The 19,099-nt window shown below is 34.8% G+C and carries 20 protein-coding genes; 8 read left to right on the forward strand and 12 right to left on the reverse strand.

What is annotated here, in order from left to right:
• Positions 1 to 112: 112 nt before the first annotated feature.
• On the reverse strand, positions 113 to 1,948 hold the full coding sequence (locus NZ579_07455) for a TonB-dependent receptor (protein ID MCS7299771.1): 1,836 nt from the start codon (positions 1,946 to 1,948) through the stop codon (positions 113 to 115).
• 124 nt (positions 1,949 to 2,072) lie between these two features.
• Between NZ579_07455 and NZ579_07460 the strand changes: the two genes are divergently transcribed.
• Complete coding sequence (locus NZ579_07460; protein ID MCS7299772.1) at positions 2,073 to 2,528, forward strand: hypothetical protein; 456 nt, start codon at positions 2,073 to 2,075, stop codon at positions 2,526 to 2,528.
• 68 nt (positions 2,529 to 2,596) lie between these two features.
• Here the strand turns inward: NZ579_07460 and NZ579_07465 are convergent, their stop codons facing one another.
• Together NZ579_07465 and NZ579_07470 are read right to left on the reverse strand one after the other, a co-directional pair.
• Positions 2,597 to 2,971, reverse strand: coding sequence for a sulfite exporter TauE/SafE family protein (locus NZ579_07465; protein ID MCS7299773.1), 375 nt, complete (start codon positions 2,969 to 2,971; stop codon positions 2,597 to 2,599).
• Position 2,972: 1 nt separating this feature from the next.
• Entirely contained in the window at positions 2,973 to 3,386 is a 414-nt protein-coding gene (locus NZ579_07470) for a secondary thiamine-phosphate synthase enzyme YjbQ (GenBank protein ID MCS7299774.1), read from the reverse strand.
• Between the two features lie 84 nt (positions 3,387 to 3,470).
• On the opposite strand from NZ579_07470, the gene NZ579_07475 reads away from it, so the two are divergent.
• The 3 genes from NZ579_07475 to NZ579_07485 all read left to right on the forward strand — a co-directional run bounded on the left by NZ579_07475 (position 3,471) and on the right by NZ579_07485 (position 6,249).
• Entirely contained in the window at positions 3,471 to 4,052 is a 582-nt protein-coding gene (locus NZ579_07475) for a hypothetical protein (protein ID MCS7299775.1), read from the forward strand.
• A gap of 3 nt (positions 4,053 to 4,055) precedes the next feature.
• Positions 4,056 to 5,588, forward strand: a complete 1,533-nt coding sequence (locus NZ579_07480) for a glycosyltransferase family 2 protein (GenBank protein ID MCS7299776.1) — start codon at positions 4,056 to 4,058, stop codon at positions 5,586 to 5,588.
• Between the two features lie 61 nt (positions 5,589 to 5,649).
• Positions 5,650 to 6,249: a Maf family protein gene (locus NZ579_07485; GenBank protein MCS7299777.1), complete on the forward strand. Its 600-nt coding sequence runs from the start codon at positions 5,650 to 5,652 to the stop codon at positions 6,247 to 6,249.
• Here the strand turns inward: NZ579_07485 and NZ579_07490 are convergent.
• Positions 6,238 to 6,708: a hypothetical protein gene (locus NZ579_07490; protein MCS7299778.1), complete on the reverse strand. Its 471-nt coding sequence runs from the start codon at positions 6,706 to 6,708 to the stop codon at positions 6,238 to 6,240. The two genes, NZ579_07485 and NZ579_07490, sit on opposite strands and share 12 nt — an antisense overlap.
• 237 nt (positions 6,709 to 6,945) lie before the next feature.
• On the opposite strand from NZ579_07490, the gene aroQ reads away from it, so the two are divergent.
• Positions 6,946 to 7,395, forward strand: a complete 450-nt coding sequence (gene aroQ, locus NZ579_07495) for a type II 3-dehydroquinate dehydratase (protein MCS7299779.1) — start codon at positions 6,946 to 6,948, stop codon at positions 7,393 to 7,395.
• Positions 7,396 to 7,695: 300 nt separating this feature from the next.
• Positions 7,696 to 8,082 carry an SUF system NifU family Fe-S cluster assembly protein gene (locus NZ579_07500; protein MCS7299780.1) on the forward strand — a complete coding sequence of 129 codons (387 nt, stop codon included), beginning with the start codon at positions 7,696 to 7,698 and terminating at the stop codon, positions 8,080 to 8,082.
• Here the strand turns inward: NZ579_07500 and NZ579_07505 are convergent.
• The 5 genes from NZ579_07505 to NZ579_07525 form a co-directional block, all read right to left on the reverse strand.
• On the reverse strand, positions 8,069 to 10,279 hold the full coding sequence (locus NZ579_07505; GenBank protein ID MCS7299781.1) for a chemotaxis protein CheA: 2,211 nt from the start codon (positions 10,277 to 10,279) through the stop codon (positions 8,069 to 8,071). The genes NZ579_07500 and NZ579_07505 overlap by 14 nt on opposite strands.
• 77 nt (positions 10,280 to 10,356) lie before the next feature.
• On the reverse strand, positions 10,357 to 11,127 hold the full coding sequence (locus NZ579_07510; GenBank protein MCS7299782.1) for a LysM peptidoglycan-binding domain-containing protein: 771 nt from the start codon (positions 11,125 to 11,127) through the stop codon (positions 10,357 to 10,359).
• Between the two features lie 265 nt (positions 11,128 to 11,392).
• Positions 11,393 to 12,340 carry an efflux RND transporter periplasmic adaptor subunit gene (locus NZ579_07515; GenBank protein MCS7299783.1) on the reverse strand — a complete coding sequence of 316 codons (948 nt, stop codon included), beginning with the start codon at positions 12,338 to 12,340 and terminating at the stop codon, positions 11,393 to 11,395.
• Between the two features lie 10 nt (positions 12,341 to 12,350).
• Positions 12,351 to 13,787: a TolC family protein gene (locus NZ579_07520; GenBank protein ID MCS7299784.1), complete on the reverse strand. Its 1,437-nt coding sequence runs from the start codon at positions 13,785 to 13,787 to the stop codon at positions 12,351 to 12,353.
• 1 nt (position 13,788) lies between these two features.
• Positions 13,789 to 14,382 (reverse strand): TetR/AcrR family transcriptional regulator, encoded by a 594-nt coding sequence (locus tag NZ579_07525; GenBank protein MCS7299785.1) that lies wholly within the window; start codon positions 14,380 to 14,382, stop codon positions 13,789 to 13,791.
• A gap of 201 nt (positions 14,383 to 14,583) precedes the next feature.
• Here NZ579_07525 and NZ579_07530 point away from each other — a divergent pair, with 201 nt between their 5' ends.
• Positions 14,584 to 15,825, forward strand: a complete 1,242-nt coding sequence (locus NZ579_07530) for a pyridoxal phosphate-dependent aminotransferase family protein (protein ID MCS7299786.1) — start codon at positions 14,584 to 14,586, stop codon at positions 15,823 to 15,825.
• Complete coding sequence (locus NZ579_07535) at positions 15,803 to 16,147, forward strand: 6-carboxytetrahydropterin synthase (GenBank protein MCS7299787.1); 345 nt, start codon at positions 15,803 to 15,805, stop codon at positions 16,145 to 16,147. Before NZ579_07530 ends, NZ579_07535 begins: the two co-directional genes overlap by 23 nt.
• A 141-nt stretch (positions 16,148 to 16,288) precedes the next feature.
• Here NZ579_07535 and NZ579_07540 read toward each other — a convergent pair whose 3' ends face one another.
• From NZ579_07540 to NZ579_07550, 3 genes are all read right to left on the reverse strand, one after another.
• Positions 16,289 to 17,269: a hypothetical protein gene (locus NZ579_07540; protein ID MCS7299788.1), complete on the reverse strand. Its 981-nt coding sequence runs from the start codon at positions 17,267 to 17,269 to the stop codon at positions 16,289 to 16,291.
• Entirely contained in the window at positions 17,270 to 18,172 is a 903-nt protein-coding gene (locus NZ579_07545; protein ID MCS7299789.1) for a hypothetical protein, read from the reverse strand.
• A 174-nt stretch (positions 18,173 to 18,346) separates the two neighbouring features.
• Positions 18,347 to 18,937, reverse strand: a complete 591-nt coding sequence (locus NZ579_07550) for a GxxExxY protein (GenBank protein MCS7299790.1) — start codon at positions 18,935 to 18,937, stop codon at positions 18,347 to 18,349.
• Between the last annotated feature and the right edge of the window lie 162 nt (positions 18,938 to 19,099).

The following is a 19,099-nucleotide window of genomic DNA, read 5'->3' on the forward strand; positions in this document are numbered from 1 at the left end:
GGGGTATAGAGATAAGTTTCAGAGAGAGTAATCTGATAATGAATACAAAGAGATTGAGGTCGCACAACCCCACCTCTTATTTATACGGTCATAAAGGCACTTGAAAAAGCCCTTACATCAGATTAAACTCAATACCAGCCCAAATCCACCTACCTGGCATTTCAACCCTATTTATATCTTCATACTTGACATTACCTAGATTATACCCTTCAACAAAGATTCTACCACCAGTCACAACTTCATACGAAATTCTACCATTTATCAAAGTATAGCTAGTATATGGTAAAAGATTTCCTTTACTATCTTTACCTTCAAACCTATTTCTGAAACTAATGAGTAGATAGCCTTCAAAGCCCCTAAACTTTTGAAGCAAAGACAAATTCGCTTGGTGCTCTAGATACTTGTCATACCTAAAGGTGAAGTTTTGAGGAACGCCAGAGTCAAACTTTGAATAAGCATAGAAAAGTTTAAAGTTACCCTCATCACCAACTAGACTGGATGTATCAAAGTTAAATCCTAACTCAACTCCACCACCACTTATCCACCTTATGTTAGTTGCTTGGAAAAGAAGTCCCGGAATGTTCCTATCATCTGCAAAATCTATAACATTTATGCTATCTCTCCAAAAGCCAGATAGATATAAGAATGTTTTCTTCGTTTCATCAAAATAGTAGTTAAGGTTAACTTCATAATTCCATCCCTCTTCTGGAGATAGATTTGTATTCCCGAACGCAACACCATCGTAGTAATAAAGTTCAACATAAGTCGGCACTCTGAAAAACCTATTCACATTACCTGAAAACTTAAGTGATGGTAGAATATAGTAGTACCCTTTCAAAGAAGGTGATAATATAGGGTCATACTTTCTATCTCCAACCGACCATACATCCGTCCTTAAGCCAACAGCAAGGAATAAACCCTCAAGAGGCTTGACTCCATACTCACCTACAACAGCAAACGGTAAATCATACCTATTCCCGAGAAGATTAGTTATACTCCCCCCAACATTAGCAGTGCTATCAATCGCATTCCACCTTATCTCACCCCTTAAGAATAGATCCCCAAAATCTCCAAACCTGAAAACGTTCTGTACTCCAATTCCTAAACTTGACTTTATATGATTATTAACCTGCGATGAAGGAAGTAAAATATTAACAACATAGTTATCTATACTACTCTTGTAAAACCCATCTACCTTGAATGTCTCATACTTGAGGTTCAAAGTTATCAGATTTACAATCTCCTTCTCTTTTGCTTCAGTACCATAGAACTTGCTAGCACCGTAAGACTTCTCAAGATGTCCAACAAATATCACAGTGTCAAACCCGTAGAGCTTTGATATAATCGTTGAATTAACCGTCCAACTATCAAACTCTGTGTTAAACTTGTATCCACTGCTTAACTTTCTATCAAAAGAAAATCTAACTCCAACTACTCCAAAACCCTTTGAAATAGAAGCAACTCCTCCAAAAAGTCCATAATCCCCTGAATACAACTTGAATTTAACATTCTCCTCTATCAAGTCAAAGATATTGTAATCAACAACACCACCTATCGTATCACTACCGTAAAGAGTAGCATTCCCAGATTTCTGAATTCCAACAAAACCAATATCGTAAATAGTAAGAGGAAGAGATAAACTCAAATGTCCACTCTGGATGTCGTTGAGAACTATACCATTCAACGCAACAGAATTCTGACTAAATCTAGTACCTCTTATAGTTAAGTCATTCTGAACATCAAAGATACCCCTATTCTGAAGGTAAATACCAGCCTCCTCAAGAACAGATGTAATACTACCACCCAAAGATCTAGAAGCAACCTTGTCAATTAATTCAACAGTGCTACTCTCCTCACCACCTACTGCACTGTCAATAACATAACTCTCAAACTCACCAAACGCTACTCCTGAAAGAAACACCAAGGCTAAAATTACAACTAACCTCATAACAACCCTCCTACTCCCATATTCTAACGGTTAACTTTTTTATCTTTCAAGTTAACTTAAAATGTTCCATCAGAGAACCTAATTTACTGTGAAGTAGATGAATCATACATAATTTGACACGCCTATGAGTTATCGGAAGGTTATAGTTTTGAGACTTATACCGCTCTACTTGTTTGACCTTCTTCTTCTTTTCTTCCTTATCTACCAGACGATGATAGGGAATAGGTTTCTTGAAGACATTCATCCTTCAATCATTCTTGGGGGATTTCTTGTCTTTTCGGTAATATCAACTTATTTTCTATCTACATTCACTTTCAAGGTAGTGAATGGAGAAGTTGTTATCAGAATGGGTTTTTTCAGAGAGAAGTTCAACCTGTCTGATATCAGAGGGATAGAGATTGAAGAAGATTATAACCCTACTTACGGCGTTTCGGTAGATAAAACCAGAATAGTTTTCAAACTAAATAGGTCTAAAGGATTAAAATTCAAACTAGACAACAAAGAGGTAGTTGTGTATGATAGGAAATTCCTAAAGAAATACAATCAGGGCAAGATTAAGTTTCTAGGCAATGTTAATTAGGAGTCTAAACTTCTATCAGAGGTAGTTGAATAACTGTTTTTATCTATATGACTAATCAAACAAAACGACTATCTGAAACTGTCAATAAACATTTTCAAGCCAAGAATAAAGAGAGTTATACCGAATATTCTTGCGAGTATCTTAGAGTCTAGTTTCTGTGCTAACATTGCTCCCAGAAATGCTCCGATAAGCATTCCGGCGAAGATTAAGACGGAATACTCTACCTTAACATTACCGTTTCTGTAATAGGTTATAGCACCGAATATGAAGGATGGGAGAGTGAAGGCGAGAAGTGATGTTCCTTGTGCTAACTTCTGGTCAAAACCGAAAGCATACACAAGAAAAGGTATTAGGAATGTAGCCCCACCTATTCCAACAAGCCCACTGAAAAATCCTGTGAAAACTGAAAAGAGTAGTAAGAGTACTATGCTTAACAGACTCATATTACTCACCTATGACTTTAACTATAACGCGCTTCCTTCTCTGACCGTCAAACTCTGCGTAGAATATCTGTTGCCAAGGACCTAGGTCCAAGTCTCCATTCGTTACAGGAATAATAACCTCGTGATTTACAAGTATGCTTCTTAAGTGCGCGTATCCGTTATCTTCACCTGTGTGATGGTGATGGTAGTTTGCATTCATCGGCGCAAGCCTCTCAAGTAGTTCGCTCAAATCCCTTTGAAAACCACTCTCATTATCATTCACAAAAACTCCAGCAGTTATGTGCATAGCAGAAACCAAAACAAAACCTTCCTTTATACCGCTTTTCTTAACAACTTCTCTAACAGTGTCAGTTATTCTTATGTATTCAACTCTGTTTTTCGTGTTAAACCAAAAGTACTCCGTGTATGCTTTCATACGAAATTATTCTAAAAGTATAGTTCCATTCTTTTCTACAAACCTAGTTAGAAATAGTTGTCCTATGTTTTTTATAATTCGGATATGAGTCTTTCAAATCTCAAAAAGTTCTTGATACTATTCTTACTTATACTAATATCACTACCAATATTTGCCCAGACAACCAATACTAACGAGGAAGGTTTTCTTGATAGGTTCTACAGACAAGAAGAGGAGCAAGGCGGTAGGAGTTTCTGGTGGATTATCGTTGATATACTAAACATCTTACTCACACTTGCAATAGTGATTGCGATTGTATATGTAGCATTAAGGTTTCTGAAGAAGGCAACAGGTAGCCCAGTTGATGACTTTGGTGTAATTGAGATAATGGCTTCAAAAGGTATCGCTCAAGGTATAAGCATATACATAATAAGAATAGGCAAAGATTACTATGTTATGTCTTCGGGAGATAGAGGACTGAATATTATAACCAAAATAGAAGACAAGGAACTTATAGATATATTGAATACTGAGAAAAGTAAGCAAGCAGGAACACTAAAGCAAGACTTCATTGATACTATAATATCTCTCTTCAAGAAGAAAAAGGAAGAAACTAAATCTAACATCTCTGAAGATAGAATAAACTTTTTGAAAAGCCAGAAGAATAAAATTAAGAACTGGGAATAGGGTATGAAGTTATCTGTTATAATGCCCGTTTTTAACGGAGAGAGGTTTATAGTTGAGAATACAAGGAGAGTTGAAGAAATTCTAAAATCATATATACAGAGAGGATCAATTCAGGACTACGAGATAGTTATCGTTGATGATGGCTCAGCCGACAGGACCGTTTCAGTGCTTAACGAAAATTTTTCTAACTACGAAAAAGTTTTGGTAATTCAGAACAAATTTAATCAGGGTAAGGGTTTTGCTCTGAAAAATGGCTTTTTCAACTCAACAGGTGATGTTATAGTTATGATTGATTCTGACCTCGACATACCACCAGAACAGATTGAAAACTTGATAAACGAATATCAAAAGGGATATGATGTTGTTATAACATCAAAGTTTGAAAAAGGTTCTCAATTGAAGTATCCGCTATTTAGGAAGATGGTTAGTCTGATTTTTTACATTATCTCCAAAATACTCTTCGGACTACCTTTCAAAGACACTCAAACAGGATTGAAACTCTTTCGCAGAGAAGTTCTTGAAGTTTGCTTGAGTAGAATGGTTGTGAAGAGATTTGCCTTTGACCTTGAACTTCTACTCATAGCATACAGATACAACTTCCTAATAAAATCTATTCCTGTAAAAATCAACTATCATAGTTCAGGTTTCATAAGCCCTAGAGTTTTGCTTATGAGTTTTATTGACACTCTTGCGATATTCTATAGATTAAGGATATTGCAATACTACGACAGACCCGTTTTCATATTAAAATCAAGACTATACAACTTCTACTTCCCAAGAGATAACCAAAACCTAGAAGGTATAGATTGTCCTGACAAAAAGATTGACGAACTTGACGATAGAGACTTTGTGATACTCAAAAGGTATGATATTAACAAAAACCTAGACATAAGTGTTCTAACATCTATTATCAACTCCTATAGGATTGAGATAATAAACGGTGTTTCAATTATGAGGATTGTAAATTTCAAAGGTTATATTCTCTCATCTATAGCGTTCTCGCGATTTCTCAATCCACTGTTTAACCTAAAATACAGAGTAGTAGCACCAAGAATATTACCACTACCTTTATCAAACTTTCTGTGTGTAAGTGGTAAAGTATTTAAGTATTTAGTCAGCAAGCAGACAAACCTAAATAATGAGGTAGAAGTTATAAGAAATATTCACGAAAGATACAATTCAGTTCTTTTCATACCGGATTGGACACACCTAGATAAGATAGAAGGTAGTGTATTTTATGAATTTCTGAAATCACTAAACTTACTCTTTTTGACAGGGTATATCTCAAGCCTATTTACACTAGGTGTTTTTTTTACATCACTATGGGCTAGTTTGGCATATGGTATAACGTTTAACTTGTGGTTTACACTACCTTTTCTAATGTTTTTCGGTCTATATCTTGTTCTTAAGGTAGTCCTTTCTGGTCTTAAGTTTGTAGTTATTTTCCCGTTTTTTGTGACTCTATCTCTGGTTATCTCAATACTTGGTGTCTTTTCACCGTTAATAGCGCTGGTATATAGAAAACTCAAACTATAGAAGTTGAAATTATGTGTAGCAAATTGTATTACAGCGCCGAATTTACTTATCATTTTCAAATATGTTTGATGGCTACAAGATTATTCTAGGAAGTGCATCTGAAGGTAGAAGAAGCATCTTTGAACGAGTGTTTAAAGAATTCGTAGTGATAACACCGGACGTTGATGAAGTTATGAGTTCTTACAGACTAGGAAGATACAGACACAACCCTATAATGCTATCTATGTTTCTATCTTACATTAAAAATCTGGATGTTCAATCAAAGGTTTTAGAAACGGATAAGTATATTGTATTTACTTTTGATACTGTTGTAGTTCATCAAGGAGATATAAAAGGAAAACCCGAAAGTAAGGAAGTTGCGTTGGAATGGTTCTACTCATACAGAGAGGATTTTCAAGAGATTGTTACATCTTACTCAATATACATCTCTGATATTGATATTATCATCAACGACTTTGATGTATCAACGGTGTATTTCAAATCGGTTCCCGACGAAGAAATTGAGAACTACATTAGGAATAATCCTGTTACAAACTGGGCTGGTGGCATCGCTATTGAGAGGGCTCAAGGATTTTTTAATATACTTAATGGAGACCTAGATAGCATAATAGGTGTTCCAACAAAAAAGATGATAGACCAAATCAATAAACTAATTCGTTAGAACAACATTAGTTATATTACTCAAGGGACTGTATATCTTCTTTGATGACGAGTATGAAGCAACCGCTATATAATACTCAACCCCCCTAAAGAAGACAAGGTTATTCTTTTCATCCTTTGTTGTCAAAGGTAGTTCAAACCTGTATTTTTGTGGTGATGTTGTTGGAAGAACGGAAAATGTTGGTAAAGTTCCGGTTTGGTTATCAGGTATCTTATTCTTCTCGGATAAAGGTTTCGTAGTATCTGCTATATCGCTATAATACGCTGATACGAACACAACATAACCAGAAAAGTAATCTTCTTCATTGAAACCCCAAAATTCTAACATTACAGTATCATTCGTAGTGAATGAAGCCTTAAGTCCCATCGGTGGTCTTAACTTCACCTCTATCTCTGGAATATCTATACCGCAAGAGATGAAAAAGAAAACTAAAACAATAACTAACACTACCTTACGCATAAACCTATTCTAAAAATATATTACTACTTCCTTCAACTAGGAAGACTGGCAGTTATAAAAGTCTAAAATCACGATTGAGCAAAGTTTCCTCATCTGAATGAAAAATTCGGAATTTGTCGTCAAGTAGTAATTCAAATGAGCTCAAATTGATTGATAATAATAAGTAGGTTTATGATAAAAATCTGAATAGAACATTAACCTAAAGTCAAAAAATTTCAATAGTAGGAGTAGAGTATTATGAAGAAGATACTAGTAGTAAATGGACCTAACCTTAATATGCTAGGTGTAAGAGAACCTGACAAGTATGGTAATACTAGACTAGAAGATATTATCTCAAAATGTAGAGAAATAGCAGATAGTTATGGTTATGAAATATCCGACTTCCAATCAAACGGCGAAGGTGAGATAGTAAATTTTATACAGAAAGAAGGAGCAAACGCATCAGGTATGATAATAAACGCTGGAGCCTATACACACACATCTATAGCAATAAGAGATGCTATACTATCAGTTAAGATTCCTTTCGTTGAAGTTCATATATCAAATATATTTTCAAGAGAACCTTTCAGACATCACTCATATCTATCCGATATAGCAATAGGAGTAATAAGTGGCTTCAGAGAGAATAGTTACTATTTTGGACTACTACACCTTTTATCTTATCTAGGAGAGAAGATAAGAATATGACGACGATAATAGAGTTTCTACTAATCCATCTTCTTTGGTTCTAGATAGTGTTTGCTAATCTCAAGATTTCACTCTATACTAATTCATACTATTCCTCGGATGTATGTTAAAAAGATTACCTACCTAATCCTGATAGAGAATCCAATACAAAGAAGAAACTTCACCCCAAAATAATGAACTTCACCTAATTGTGAATTTAGATTTTATTGGGATCACATAACTAGAGTTGAAAAACTGATATTTTGTTTGTATATTTGACTTCAGGTTTCACTATAATCAATTTAGCTACAGGAGGTAGTGATGAGTGATATATACATGGAAAACATACTGGATCACTTTAAACATCCTAGAAACTACGGTAAGATTGAGGACTACGATGCATTTTTTGAGGGGGGTAATCCAACCTGTGGAGATATGGTTAGGATATATGTGAAACTAGATGATTCAAAACAATACATAAAAGATATAAAGTTTGAAGGAAAAGGTTGTGCGATAAGCCAAGCATCAGCATCAATAATAACCGAACTCGTTAAAAATAAAAGCATAGAGTTCGTAAAATCCCTGACAAAAGATGACATAATAAATGAGCTAGGTATAGAGATAAGTCCAACTAGGATGAAGTGTGCCATCCTAGCACTTGAAACCTTAAGGATAGCACTATTCGGTAGTGAGTTTAAACTTGTGTAGATATTTTACTCTTTGTTTGCTTTTCAAGGTATTCAACTAGATTACCTATATCTATTACATAACCTACTTTACCATTCCCTAGTATAGTAGCAGATACAACACCAGGAGGAGATACCAACGTATGATCTATTGGTCTTAAAAATATATCCTCCTCCTTCAGAAACTTGTCAATCACAAGAGCATACTTTTTGCCAAGATAAGAGACTATTAGAACATCAACATCATCATTCAAGGTACTATCATCAAAGTATATATCCCTCAGTGAATAAACTTTTATAACCTCATCTCTTATCTTAACAACAGATTTACCCTCAAAAGTTGTTATTTCATCTTTTCTTATAGTCAATGCTTCCTCTATTGAATTGACAGGTATGGCAAAAATTATACCTTTTATCTCAAACAGTAGAACCTTCATTATAGCAATCGTGAGTGGAAGTTTTATGGTAAAGGAAGTTCCTTTATCCTTAGATGTAGCTATCATCAGATTCCCCCTCAATTTTTCAATTTTCGCCTTAACTATGTCCATTCCAACCCCCCTACCAGATAGAGATGAAACTTGATCCTTGGTAGAAAAACCTGGAAGAAATATCAGAGAGAGTAGGTATTCTTTGTCGTACTCAACTCCTTCCCTAAGCAACCCCTTCTCTACACCTCTCTGTCTTATCTTATCAAAATCAATACCTCTACCATCATCCCTTATCCTTATTATAACACTACCTCCTTCGTTGAATGCTTCAATTATTATATTGCCTCTAGGAGATTTACCTTTGGATATTCTCTCCTCCTTGTCCTCAATACCGTGATCAATGCTATTTCTCACAATATGGACTATTGGGTCAAAAAGCTCATCAATAACTGATTTATCCAAATTTGTATCCTCACCCTTCACAATCAAGTTTATCTCCTTTCCTAACTGCGATGAAATCTCTCTTACGAACAAAGGAAGCCTACTAAACAAATATTTTATAGGTATCATCCTTAGATCGGTAAATCTCTCTTGAATGTCTATAGATATACTGTTAAATAGTTTTATACCGTTGGACAGATTATCATACCTTTTCTTAAGTTCCATAACTCTGTTATTTATCTGACTTACAATCTGATTAATGTTTGAAATAATATTAAGATAATTCTGAAACTTCTCAGCCATATCTTCCGAGACTTCCTTCATATCTATTGATAGTTGAGACGATAGTGTCCTTATACTCTTGGTTACATCATAGTAATAACCTGATATCTCATTTATCATCTCACCTAAGTAAAAAACATTTTCATTTATGTTTGACCTATTCACAACAAGCTCACCTACTATATTCATAAGTCTATCAACTTTTGAACTTTCAATCCTTAGTATTGAACTTCTTACCTCGGCACTTTCAACAGTTTCTTGTCTATTCTCTTTAACAGATTCTCCCTCTACCTTCTCTTGCTGCATTATCTGATACACTCTAATGTTATCAACAATATCTGATATGTTGATCCTCTGGAATGTTTTGTTTATATCGTCAGTTGATATGATAAAAGAAACCTTCTCATAGAATTTCACGTAAATATCTTCTAGAGACGGAGTTGAGTCTATTATTTGCGAAGAGTCCCTTATAAGTGAAACTATTTGTAATACCCCAACTTCCTTAAGCGGCGAGTCCTCTCTAAAAGTTATCTCCAAAAGATACGATCTTCTATTTTCTGAAAACAGTTCCTGTATCTGCTTGATAACCTCATTTGACAGGCTTAAGTTCTCTAACTTTATCTGGTTAATATTCAAATTAGTCTCCTTAACAGGACGATCAGATATGTTCAAAGAAGAAACTGAACTATTTATAATTGACGATATTCTGTTAGATATACTCTCAATAACGCTATACTCAACTTGACTAGAAGACAAAATTGCATTAAGAGTGCTTCTTAAAACCTTAGCTCCATCTAGTAGAATATTGATAACATCTAAACTCAAACTAACTTTCTTAGCTCTCACATAATCAAGTAGATCTTCAATACTATGAGAAATCTTTTCAAGATTTGAGTACCCCATTGACGCAGCACCACCTTTTAGAGTATGGACTGCTCTAAACGCAGAATTTATTGCTTGCTCGTTTTCAGGATTGCGCTCAATATCAAGTATGCTCTCCTCAAACATCTGAACCATTTCCGTCGCTTCATCTATGAAAACTCTCTCAAGATCACTTATATCACTCATATCTACACCTTATCAACTATATTATCGCATAATAAATATCAAATTCAAATTGAAAAAACACCCAAAATTAACACTACCTAGCGATAAACATCTTGGTTATTGTGTCTAGCAATAAGCGTTGATATATTATCCCTTGGTAGCATCATTCTATCGTTTATTATGAAAGAAAATTTTGAAAGATAAACATTATCTCTAACATCAAAAAATGGACTACCTAATTGCTGCCCTTTCTTAACTCTACTACCTCTCTGCACTTCAATATCATCAAACATACCATAGATAGTATATACCCCGTCTGAATGCTTGAGAATAACCGTCCTTCCAAATATACTAAACGAACCTACAAACACAACTTCACCATCCATAACAGCCCTGACCTTATCAAACCTCGGAGAAAAGATTTCCAAATACTTGTCAGAAAAATTCTTAACAGAACCGACACTTGATATTGGTAGTTCAAATTTGATCTCCACATTCTTGACCTGATTCTTACTACTCCTATCCAACTTAGCTTTTGAAGTAATACTATCTCCTAAGACAATTATCATTCCAGGTCTCAAAACGGATTTGCTATCCAAGTTGTTCAGCTTCATAATCTTCTTTATATCTACTCCAGTATTTCTAGATATTGAGAAAAGAGTATCTCCTTTCTTGACTGTATAAACATTGTTATCATCAGTTTTTCGTTGATAAGACGACAAAATCCTATTAGGTGTTGGTATTGTAAGTGTCTGTCCTATTCTTATGTCTATACTTTCAAGTTTATTTGCCGATATTATCTCTTCTATCGTAGTGTTAAACCTTCTGGCTATACTAAAAAGAGTATCCTTTTGCTTCACCGTATACATAAAAGTACTTCTATTTGGCACCTTGATTACCATCCCTTCCTTAAGAATTGATATGTTATTTTCTTTTTGAATGACCCATATTTCAATGTTGAACTTCTTTGAAAGTGAATAAAAAGTATCACCTTTTTTTACACTATAGTAAATATAATCTCCTCTAGAGACCAGGGGAAGAGTTAGAGTAATTAATACAATCAACAAAATTATTTTGAGTATTTTCGCAACATAATATGATAACACAACTATATATTTTTCGGAAAAACATACTCTATTCTTCTATTACTCTTACTATAACCCCATCCTTTAGGTATTCTGCACCAAGCGAAACAACCATCTCACCTTCACTAACACCGCTAACAGCAGTAAAAGTTCCATCAGATATAGAAGGTATAACATTTTTCTTAACAACTAAATATAAATTTTCTTCCTTTGAACCTATATTAGTCTGTATCAGTGTATAAACAACACTCTCTCCATTTATGTTTCTTATCGAAGTATTAGGAACATAACTAGTTTTATCTACTGTATCAACTAGAACCTTGACACTACAGAACATACCAGATATGAGTTTTCTATCAGAGTTATCAACTCTAACCTTTATCTTTAAAGTCCTTGTCCCTCTGTCAATCACAATATCAGTTGAATAGACATAGCCTACAAACTTTTCGTTAGGATAAGGTGTTACTTCTATGATCGCTTTGTCACCTCTTTTAACTTTTGTGATGTATGTCTCCGGAAGAAGAAGAACAACTTCCATAATTGTATCATTAACGATAGTAGCAATAGGTGTTGTCTGCGATACAAACTGTCCATCACTTACAAGTATATTACCAACCCTACCCGATATAGGTGAGCGAACCGGCGAAAGGTTGTAAGAAAAACCAACTAATGACCTATCTATATAAGCAACTGCCTGATCTCTTGATACATAACTACCTTCTCTCACTAGTATTCTAGCAACTTTTCCCGGAACATCCGGTAGTGCAAAAGCTTCTTCTATTCCCCTCATCTCGCCAGCCAAAGATATATACTTTTCTATCTTCCCAACCTTCACTTTCGTTCCTACTACTGTCACATCCAAGACTCGTTTATCCAAATTTCTTACATCACCAGAATTAGCACCAAAGTTGGCTAAGCTCATAGCCAATCTTATACCTACAACTACCGCAAGGACTATTGAGACAATTATTATTGCTATTCTTGTCTTACCCTTCATAAAATCCTCCTCACTTCTTTTCAGAAGTAAATAAAAAACCCTCACCAGTAAGTCTCTTAATGGTGAGTATATTATTCACATAACTTACCCAAGCACTAAGAAGATTAACCTCTGCTTGTTGATACGCAAGCTGAGCATCAATAAGATCAAGACTTGAAGCATTACCAAATCTGTATCTTGATGATATAATTTCTAATGACCTCCTAGCTTGCTGAACATTCGCTTCCTGTGCTTGGATATTTTGCAAACTCTCATTAAACCTTAACTTTGACTGCTCAAATTGAAGTAAAATCAAGTTTAGAGTATTAACATAATTATACTTCGCTTTTTCTATTGAGTAATCGGCACTCTCCATATTCGCATAACTCTTTGACACGGGAAGCAAGTCAGAGATTGGTATTGTCAATTGAACACCAGCATTCCAACTATCAACCCATACTCTCTCATTATCAAGATTATTCGTCTTCTTGAACTCATAGTTGAAGTTAAAGAATAAAGAAATAATAGGCTTATTAGAACCAAGAGAAATATCCTTTGAACTTTCGGAGACTTCAATAACCTTCCTCAATATCTTCAAATCAATATTATTTTCCATAACTTTCTTCTTCTCTTCGTCAAAGTTTATTGTAATATTTGAAAAATCTCTCTTTATGTAGTTTATATCTCCCTCAATCTCAACATTATCTATCTCTGAAACATCAATACCGAGTAATACTAGTAAGTTTGCTTTCTGTAGTTTAAGGTTATTCTGTGATGAGAAGAGATTAGGCTTGTTGTTAACAAGCTGAACTCTCGCCCTTATAAGCTCAAGGTCGGAGAATATTCCTGACCTAAAGTTTGCCTCGGCAATCCTAACATTTTCCTCAAGTCTCTTGTCAGTATCTATCGTTATCTTTGAAAACTCCTTAGCAAACAGATAATTATAATATGCTATTCTAACATTGTATATATACTCATTCAATGCTTTCTGATACTGAAGTTCAGCAAGCTCTTTGTTCTTAACTTGTAGTCTATATGCATTATACCCAACATCAAGCCCGAATGGTAGTAAATATGGAAGACGATACCCAACACTTATTCCAGCAGAATAATTATCCCAGAATGCATTAGTAACAGTTTTCTCTTCAACTTGAGGAGATACAACTACATTAGTTCCTATTATGTTAGTAACGAATTTAAATGTGCTAACTTTAGCCACAGCTCTCTCAAGCGTCACAGGGTCAAGTGTTGTAAATCTCAAAGTAGCATTAACACTAGGTAGTAACAGATCAGACAAAGCCCCCCTCATATTAGCATCAGCAGAAGCAACATCTAGCAGTTTGGCTCGTAGGTCCTTATTGTTTCTAAGACCTACATCTATTGCGTCTTCTAAACTTCTAATAACAACACCAGCAAAGACAATCTCTTGAGATAGAATTAAAGTTAGTAAAACTAAAATAAATCTCATACTAACCTCCCCTAACAGCCGAGATAATAAAACTATGTGTATCCTCTAGAAAATTTTCTATCTCTTCTCTTGAGTCCATACCATCAAAAACTATCTTCACAAGTATATGCATTAAAGAACTTAGTATGAGGTTAGTTATTATCGTAGAAAGATTATCTAATGACATATCCCTTCTAACTTCACCTTCTTCAATACCCTTCTGAAGAAGAAGTCTAATTCTATCCGTTACTCTGGCAGTATCTCTTCTCCTCTTATTAAAGTCATCACCATTCCTAACCCTATACATACTCATAAACATCATCTTGTAGAAGTTCAGGTTCTCAAACATAAAGTTAGCATTCTTTCGTATTATATCAGCAAGGTTCTCTCTAAAACTCTTACTCTCATCAATCTCATAGTTCTGTATAGCCTTTTCAACTATGTAGTCTATTGAATTCACAAGCAAATCTTCTTTACTACTAAAATATAAATATATCGTTCCTTTCGCAACTCCACTTCTTTCAGCAATTTCATCAACCTTAGTCTCGTGAAAGCCTTTCCCTGCAAACAACTCAATAGCAGATTTTATTATCCTCTCTCTCACTCCCTCTGGCATACCTCCCTCTTACTGACTGGTCAGTATAATAATATAATCTTCACACAAAGTATTGTCAAATCCTAAAATTCAACAAAAGGAAAACTGAAAACTACGATAGCAATCAACAATTAATCAAAAATCTGACTTTTTTGAAAACTTTGAAACCAAAGGAACTTTGTTATACAATAATTAGGTAATAAAACATATGGAGGTATGAATATGTCAAAACACCTAGAGACACACTTAAAGAATGAAGAACTATACAAAAGGATAACCAGTTATACTGAAGTTGATGAAGCTAAGGCAGTCGGTCTTTATCCTTATTTTAGGCCTATTGAAGAGACACACACAAATGAGGTATACATAAACGGTAAGAAGTATCTGATGCTTGGTTCAAACGCATATTTAGGTCTCACCAATGATCCAAGAGTGATAGAAGCAGCTGTTGAAGCAACTAGGAAGTTTGGCACTGGAAATGCAGGATCAAGATTCTTGAATGGGACTCTCAAGATACACGAGGAACTAGAAGAAAAACTGGCAAAGTTTGTTAATAAGGAAGCAGCTCTTCTTACAAGCACTGGATATATGGCTAATCTAGTTGCGATAGCAGGACTTTTAGGACCTGGTGACGCTGTTATAACTGACAAACTTGACCACGCAAGCATCATAGATGCTTGTAAGCAGTCAGGCGCTAAAATGTATAGGTTCGCACATAATAATATTGAACACCTAAAGAGAGTTCTTGAGAAAGTTGAAGAGAAAGCAAAACTCGTTGTTGTAGATGGTGTTTTTAGTATGGAAGGAGATATAGCAGACTTACCTAATATTGTTGAAGTGTGTAAGAAATACAATGCTTGGATAATGGTTGATGATGCACACGGAATGGGAGTTCTAGGTGGTAAATACGGACAAGGAACAGTCCATCACTTCGGACTTGACGATGAAGTTGATATCATAATGTCAACGTTCAGTAAAAGTTTTGCATCAATTGGTGGCTTTGTTGCTGGTAGTGAGAGGCTAATAAACTATCTCAAACACAAAGCAAGAGCGTTGATATTTAGTGCTAGTCCTTCACCAGCAACAGTAGGAACTGTAAGTAAAGTGATTGACATTATATACGAAGAACCGTATAGGATTGAAAGACTTTGGCAGATAACACACAAGATGTTAAAAGCTTTCAAAGAAATGGGCTATGATACAGGAACATCCTGCACTCCTATAATACCTCTCAAGATAAATAACTTTGAGAAAACATTAAAATTCTGGAGAGCACTATCAGACGAAGGTATATTTGTAAATCCTGTATTACCACCAGCAGTCCCACCTTCCGAAACTATCATAAGGACAAGCTATATGGCAACTCACACCGATGAACAACTAGACTGGGCACTAACAATATTTGAAAAACACGGTAAAGCACTAGGTATAGTAAATAGCCATGCCAAAGTGGATAGTGTCTAAAAGCGTTGAAGTTGATGCCTCACATATCGTAGAGGGATACAACGGACCCTGCTCAAGACTACATGGGCACAGATGGAAGATAGAAGTATCTGTTGAAGTAAATCAACTTGATAGCATAGGTATAGGTATAGATTTTGGAGACATCAAGAAAATCATAAACGATCTAAACCTTGACCACCAACACTTAAATGACTTCATCAATCCTGCTACCGCAGAATGTATAGCAAAGTATGTGTATGAGGAAGTCAAGAAACGTGGATTAAACCCAGTAAAAGTCACAGTCTGGGAAACACCTTCAAATAAAGTAGAATACCTTGAATAAAGTTTCTGACCTACAGAAAATCAAACAAGGTTAAACCTTCTAACCTACCTACTAGGACTACTATTATAGCATCATCTAAAACTACTATAATTGTATAACAAGTATAATCTTGAAAACTAAATCCAAAAACTTCACAAACTTTCAGAAATCAATAAAATACTCTCTATCACCAACAAGAAAAGTAGTTTTTCTTTCATCTCTGTAAATTACCTCGCTATCTAGAAGTATCCTCAAGTTGTGCTTGTTCGGAGTTCTGACAATCCTATCAATTATATTAAACCATCTATCCAAATTTTCTCTAGGATTTAGGACAAATTTTTTGGAAGGAATAAATTCAAAAGCATCTTTGAAACTACTAGTTGAGACGAAATTCCTATCCTTATCAAAGAAACCAACTTCAACAACACCATACCCTTCCAAATAACTTTTCAGATATACGCTATGATGATATTCGGTAGCATTCACCAAAATTACTCTTTTACCAAGTAAAAGACTTTCATAAACTGTAATTCCAAACGACGTCAAAACATACCTTGATTTTGCTATCATACCCTGAAAGTTAGAATCGCTAGGAAGAAAAAATTCAAAACCCCGGGACCTACAAACCTCTACCACCCTATTATAATCTCTAAAGTGCTCTCCTATAAACACTACTACTCTTAAACTTTGCAAGAGATCATGAAAAGAATTTAGAACAAACTCTGTCAAGTTATAAGGATCTTCACCACCAAAGGAAACAAGAATATCAATCTCTTCAGAAGTTTCTAGGTCCTTAAGAGTAGGCTCAATGATTAGATACTCTACTCCCTCAAAATTAGGTTTAGGACCTTTCGTTGATATGTAAGGTAAAGAAAGAATGGAGACAACAGAAGGTTTTGATGTTATAGTATCATCTAGTGATACAATAGGCTTATTCATTTTCAGAATGGTTCTAAAAACCTTCTCATTAGTCTCTCTAGCATCTATAAGTATCATTTCTGACTTCTCTAGGTTCTCAAACTTTAGAGAAGTTTCAATACATACCTCAATTCCTTTTGATTCTAGGTAGTTTTCTAGAATTTTCATTCGCCTGTAGTGTCCAAGTCCAAAACCATTACCGACTCTAGTATAGATATAGACCATCTAGACAAACCACTCTTGAACCCTTACAATAGCAGACCTAAAGACAAAAGACACTATATCGTATATCTCCCAAGCAAATGCTATAAATCCAAGATAACCAAGTATAGGCATTTCAAATATTTTCACTTGAGGTAGTATCGGAACATTGTATGTCCAACGAATAACAGCAAACCAATTGACAAGCTCCCAAAATACTCCACAGACAATTCCAGCAACCGACAGAGCAAGTATTACCTTATAATTACCTTTCTCAATACTCCCTAGAATGGAAGGTTTCTTCATTAGATAGTTTATAGGGTCAAGTATGAGAAAAACAGAAAGCCATACTGCAAAAGCCATATACTCACTATACTTAACATCACCAAGCCACTTAAGCCAAAAAAACAGTTCAGGGTCAGCACTCCTATCTAGGTATTTCATACTAAAAGGAACTATAGGTAGTAGTAAGAAGAATAACCCCAGAAGTATCATAGCACCTAGCAAAAGATTAGTAACTTGAAATCTATGGAATTCAATTTTCACATCCCTAGTTATAACTAGAACTAAACTGTAAGTTAGCAATATCGCTGGGATGATTGTTCCAAAAGCCCACAAGTATCCGATGTATCTTGTAAGCAAGTCTGGAAGATTATGATAATGCCAGTTTGAAAGAAAAATATTAGTCCATTCAAAAAACCACCAGACAAAAATTGAGAGTAAGAACACTATTGGAAAACCAATATAAAACACAAAGGATTTACCTTTGAAAGAATACACAACTCCATCAACTACCAGTATATAACCCGTCCAGAATACAGGAGTAGCCCAATTTAGAAAAAAATCAACTCTGAAAACTATACCTATAACAAGCGAAATGATAATCAAAACACCAATGTAGAACCAAATAGGCAGATACATTTTCATAACACCACCCCTAGTATTTTATTCTTTTTGAAGGACAAGACTTTTGCAAATTAAGAGTTTGTTGTACAAAAATTTGATCTACAAAAGGATAATACTAGCTGTTAGATCAAAGGCTTTAGACTATTAGATCTCTATTCTTCCACTTTCTGAACTACTTTCTTTTTACCTTCATCTTCATGAATCTCTATTTATCCTAATCTCAATTATCTCAATATCGTTCTTGAATTCACGATACTCAATTTCTTTAGATGGTATATCTCCAGATTTCCTATTAAAATTATTACGAAGTAAAGCTTCGGGCTTACGCCAAAGTAAAACTATACCCTTTACAATTTTATCTGAGATAAAACTAGGAAAATGAGGATTCCTATTCTTCCTCAAAGACTCGTAATACTTAATAACCTGATCTATATTTTCATCTTTGACATCGGATAATAGTTTGAGTTCCACTAAAATTCCTATTTCCTCGTTTTCGTCAAACACTATAAAGTCCACTTTGCCACCTTTTACTACGTGCTGTCTTTCATACATTATATCAACTTGTAGTTGTTCAAGATACTTAAGCCCATTTTTCCTAAACTCATAAGCCAAGGCTGACTCAAATTCTTTTTCATCAATGAAGCCAAAAGGTTTTAGTTCTTTGTAAACTTTACTCGCAAGATTTATAATCTTCTCTTCCAAACTCATAATCTTTCTTTGCAATTCCCCTATTCCACTTTCCACCGTTTCACTCCCCACTGTTTTAACGTCCATCTGTTCTTCCATAAGAACCCTCCATCAAAAACTTCAATACCTTAAAATTATAAACACAACTACAAACAAATTTCTACAAGACCTACTAAAAGTCAACAAATTCCAAAATTTGAGAGCTATTTGGGTATAGTTAATACTTTTAGTGTCTATCAAGTATTGCTCTAGCAAATAACT

The sequence above is a fragment of the Spirochaetota bacterium genome, assembly GCA_025061835.1.
In the GTDB taxonomy this organism is placed as follows: Bacteria; Spirochaetota; Brevinematia; order DTOW01; family DTOW01; genus SKYB106.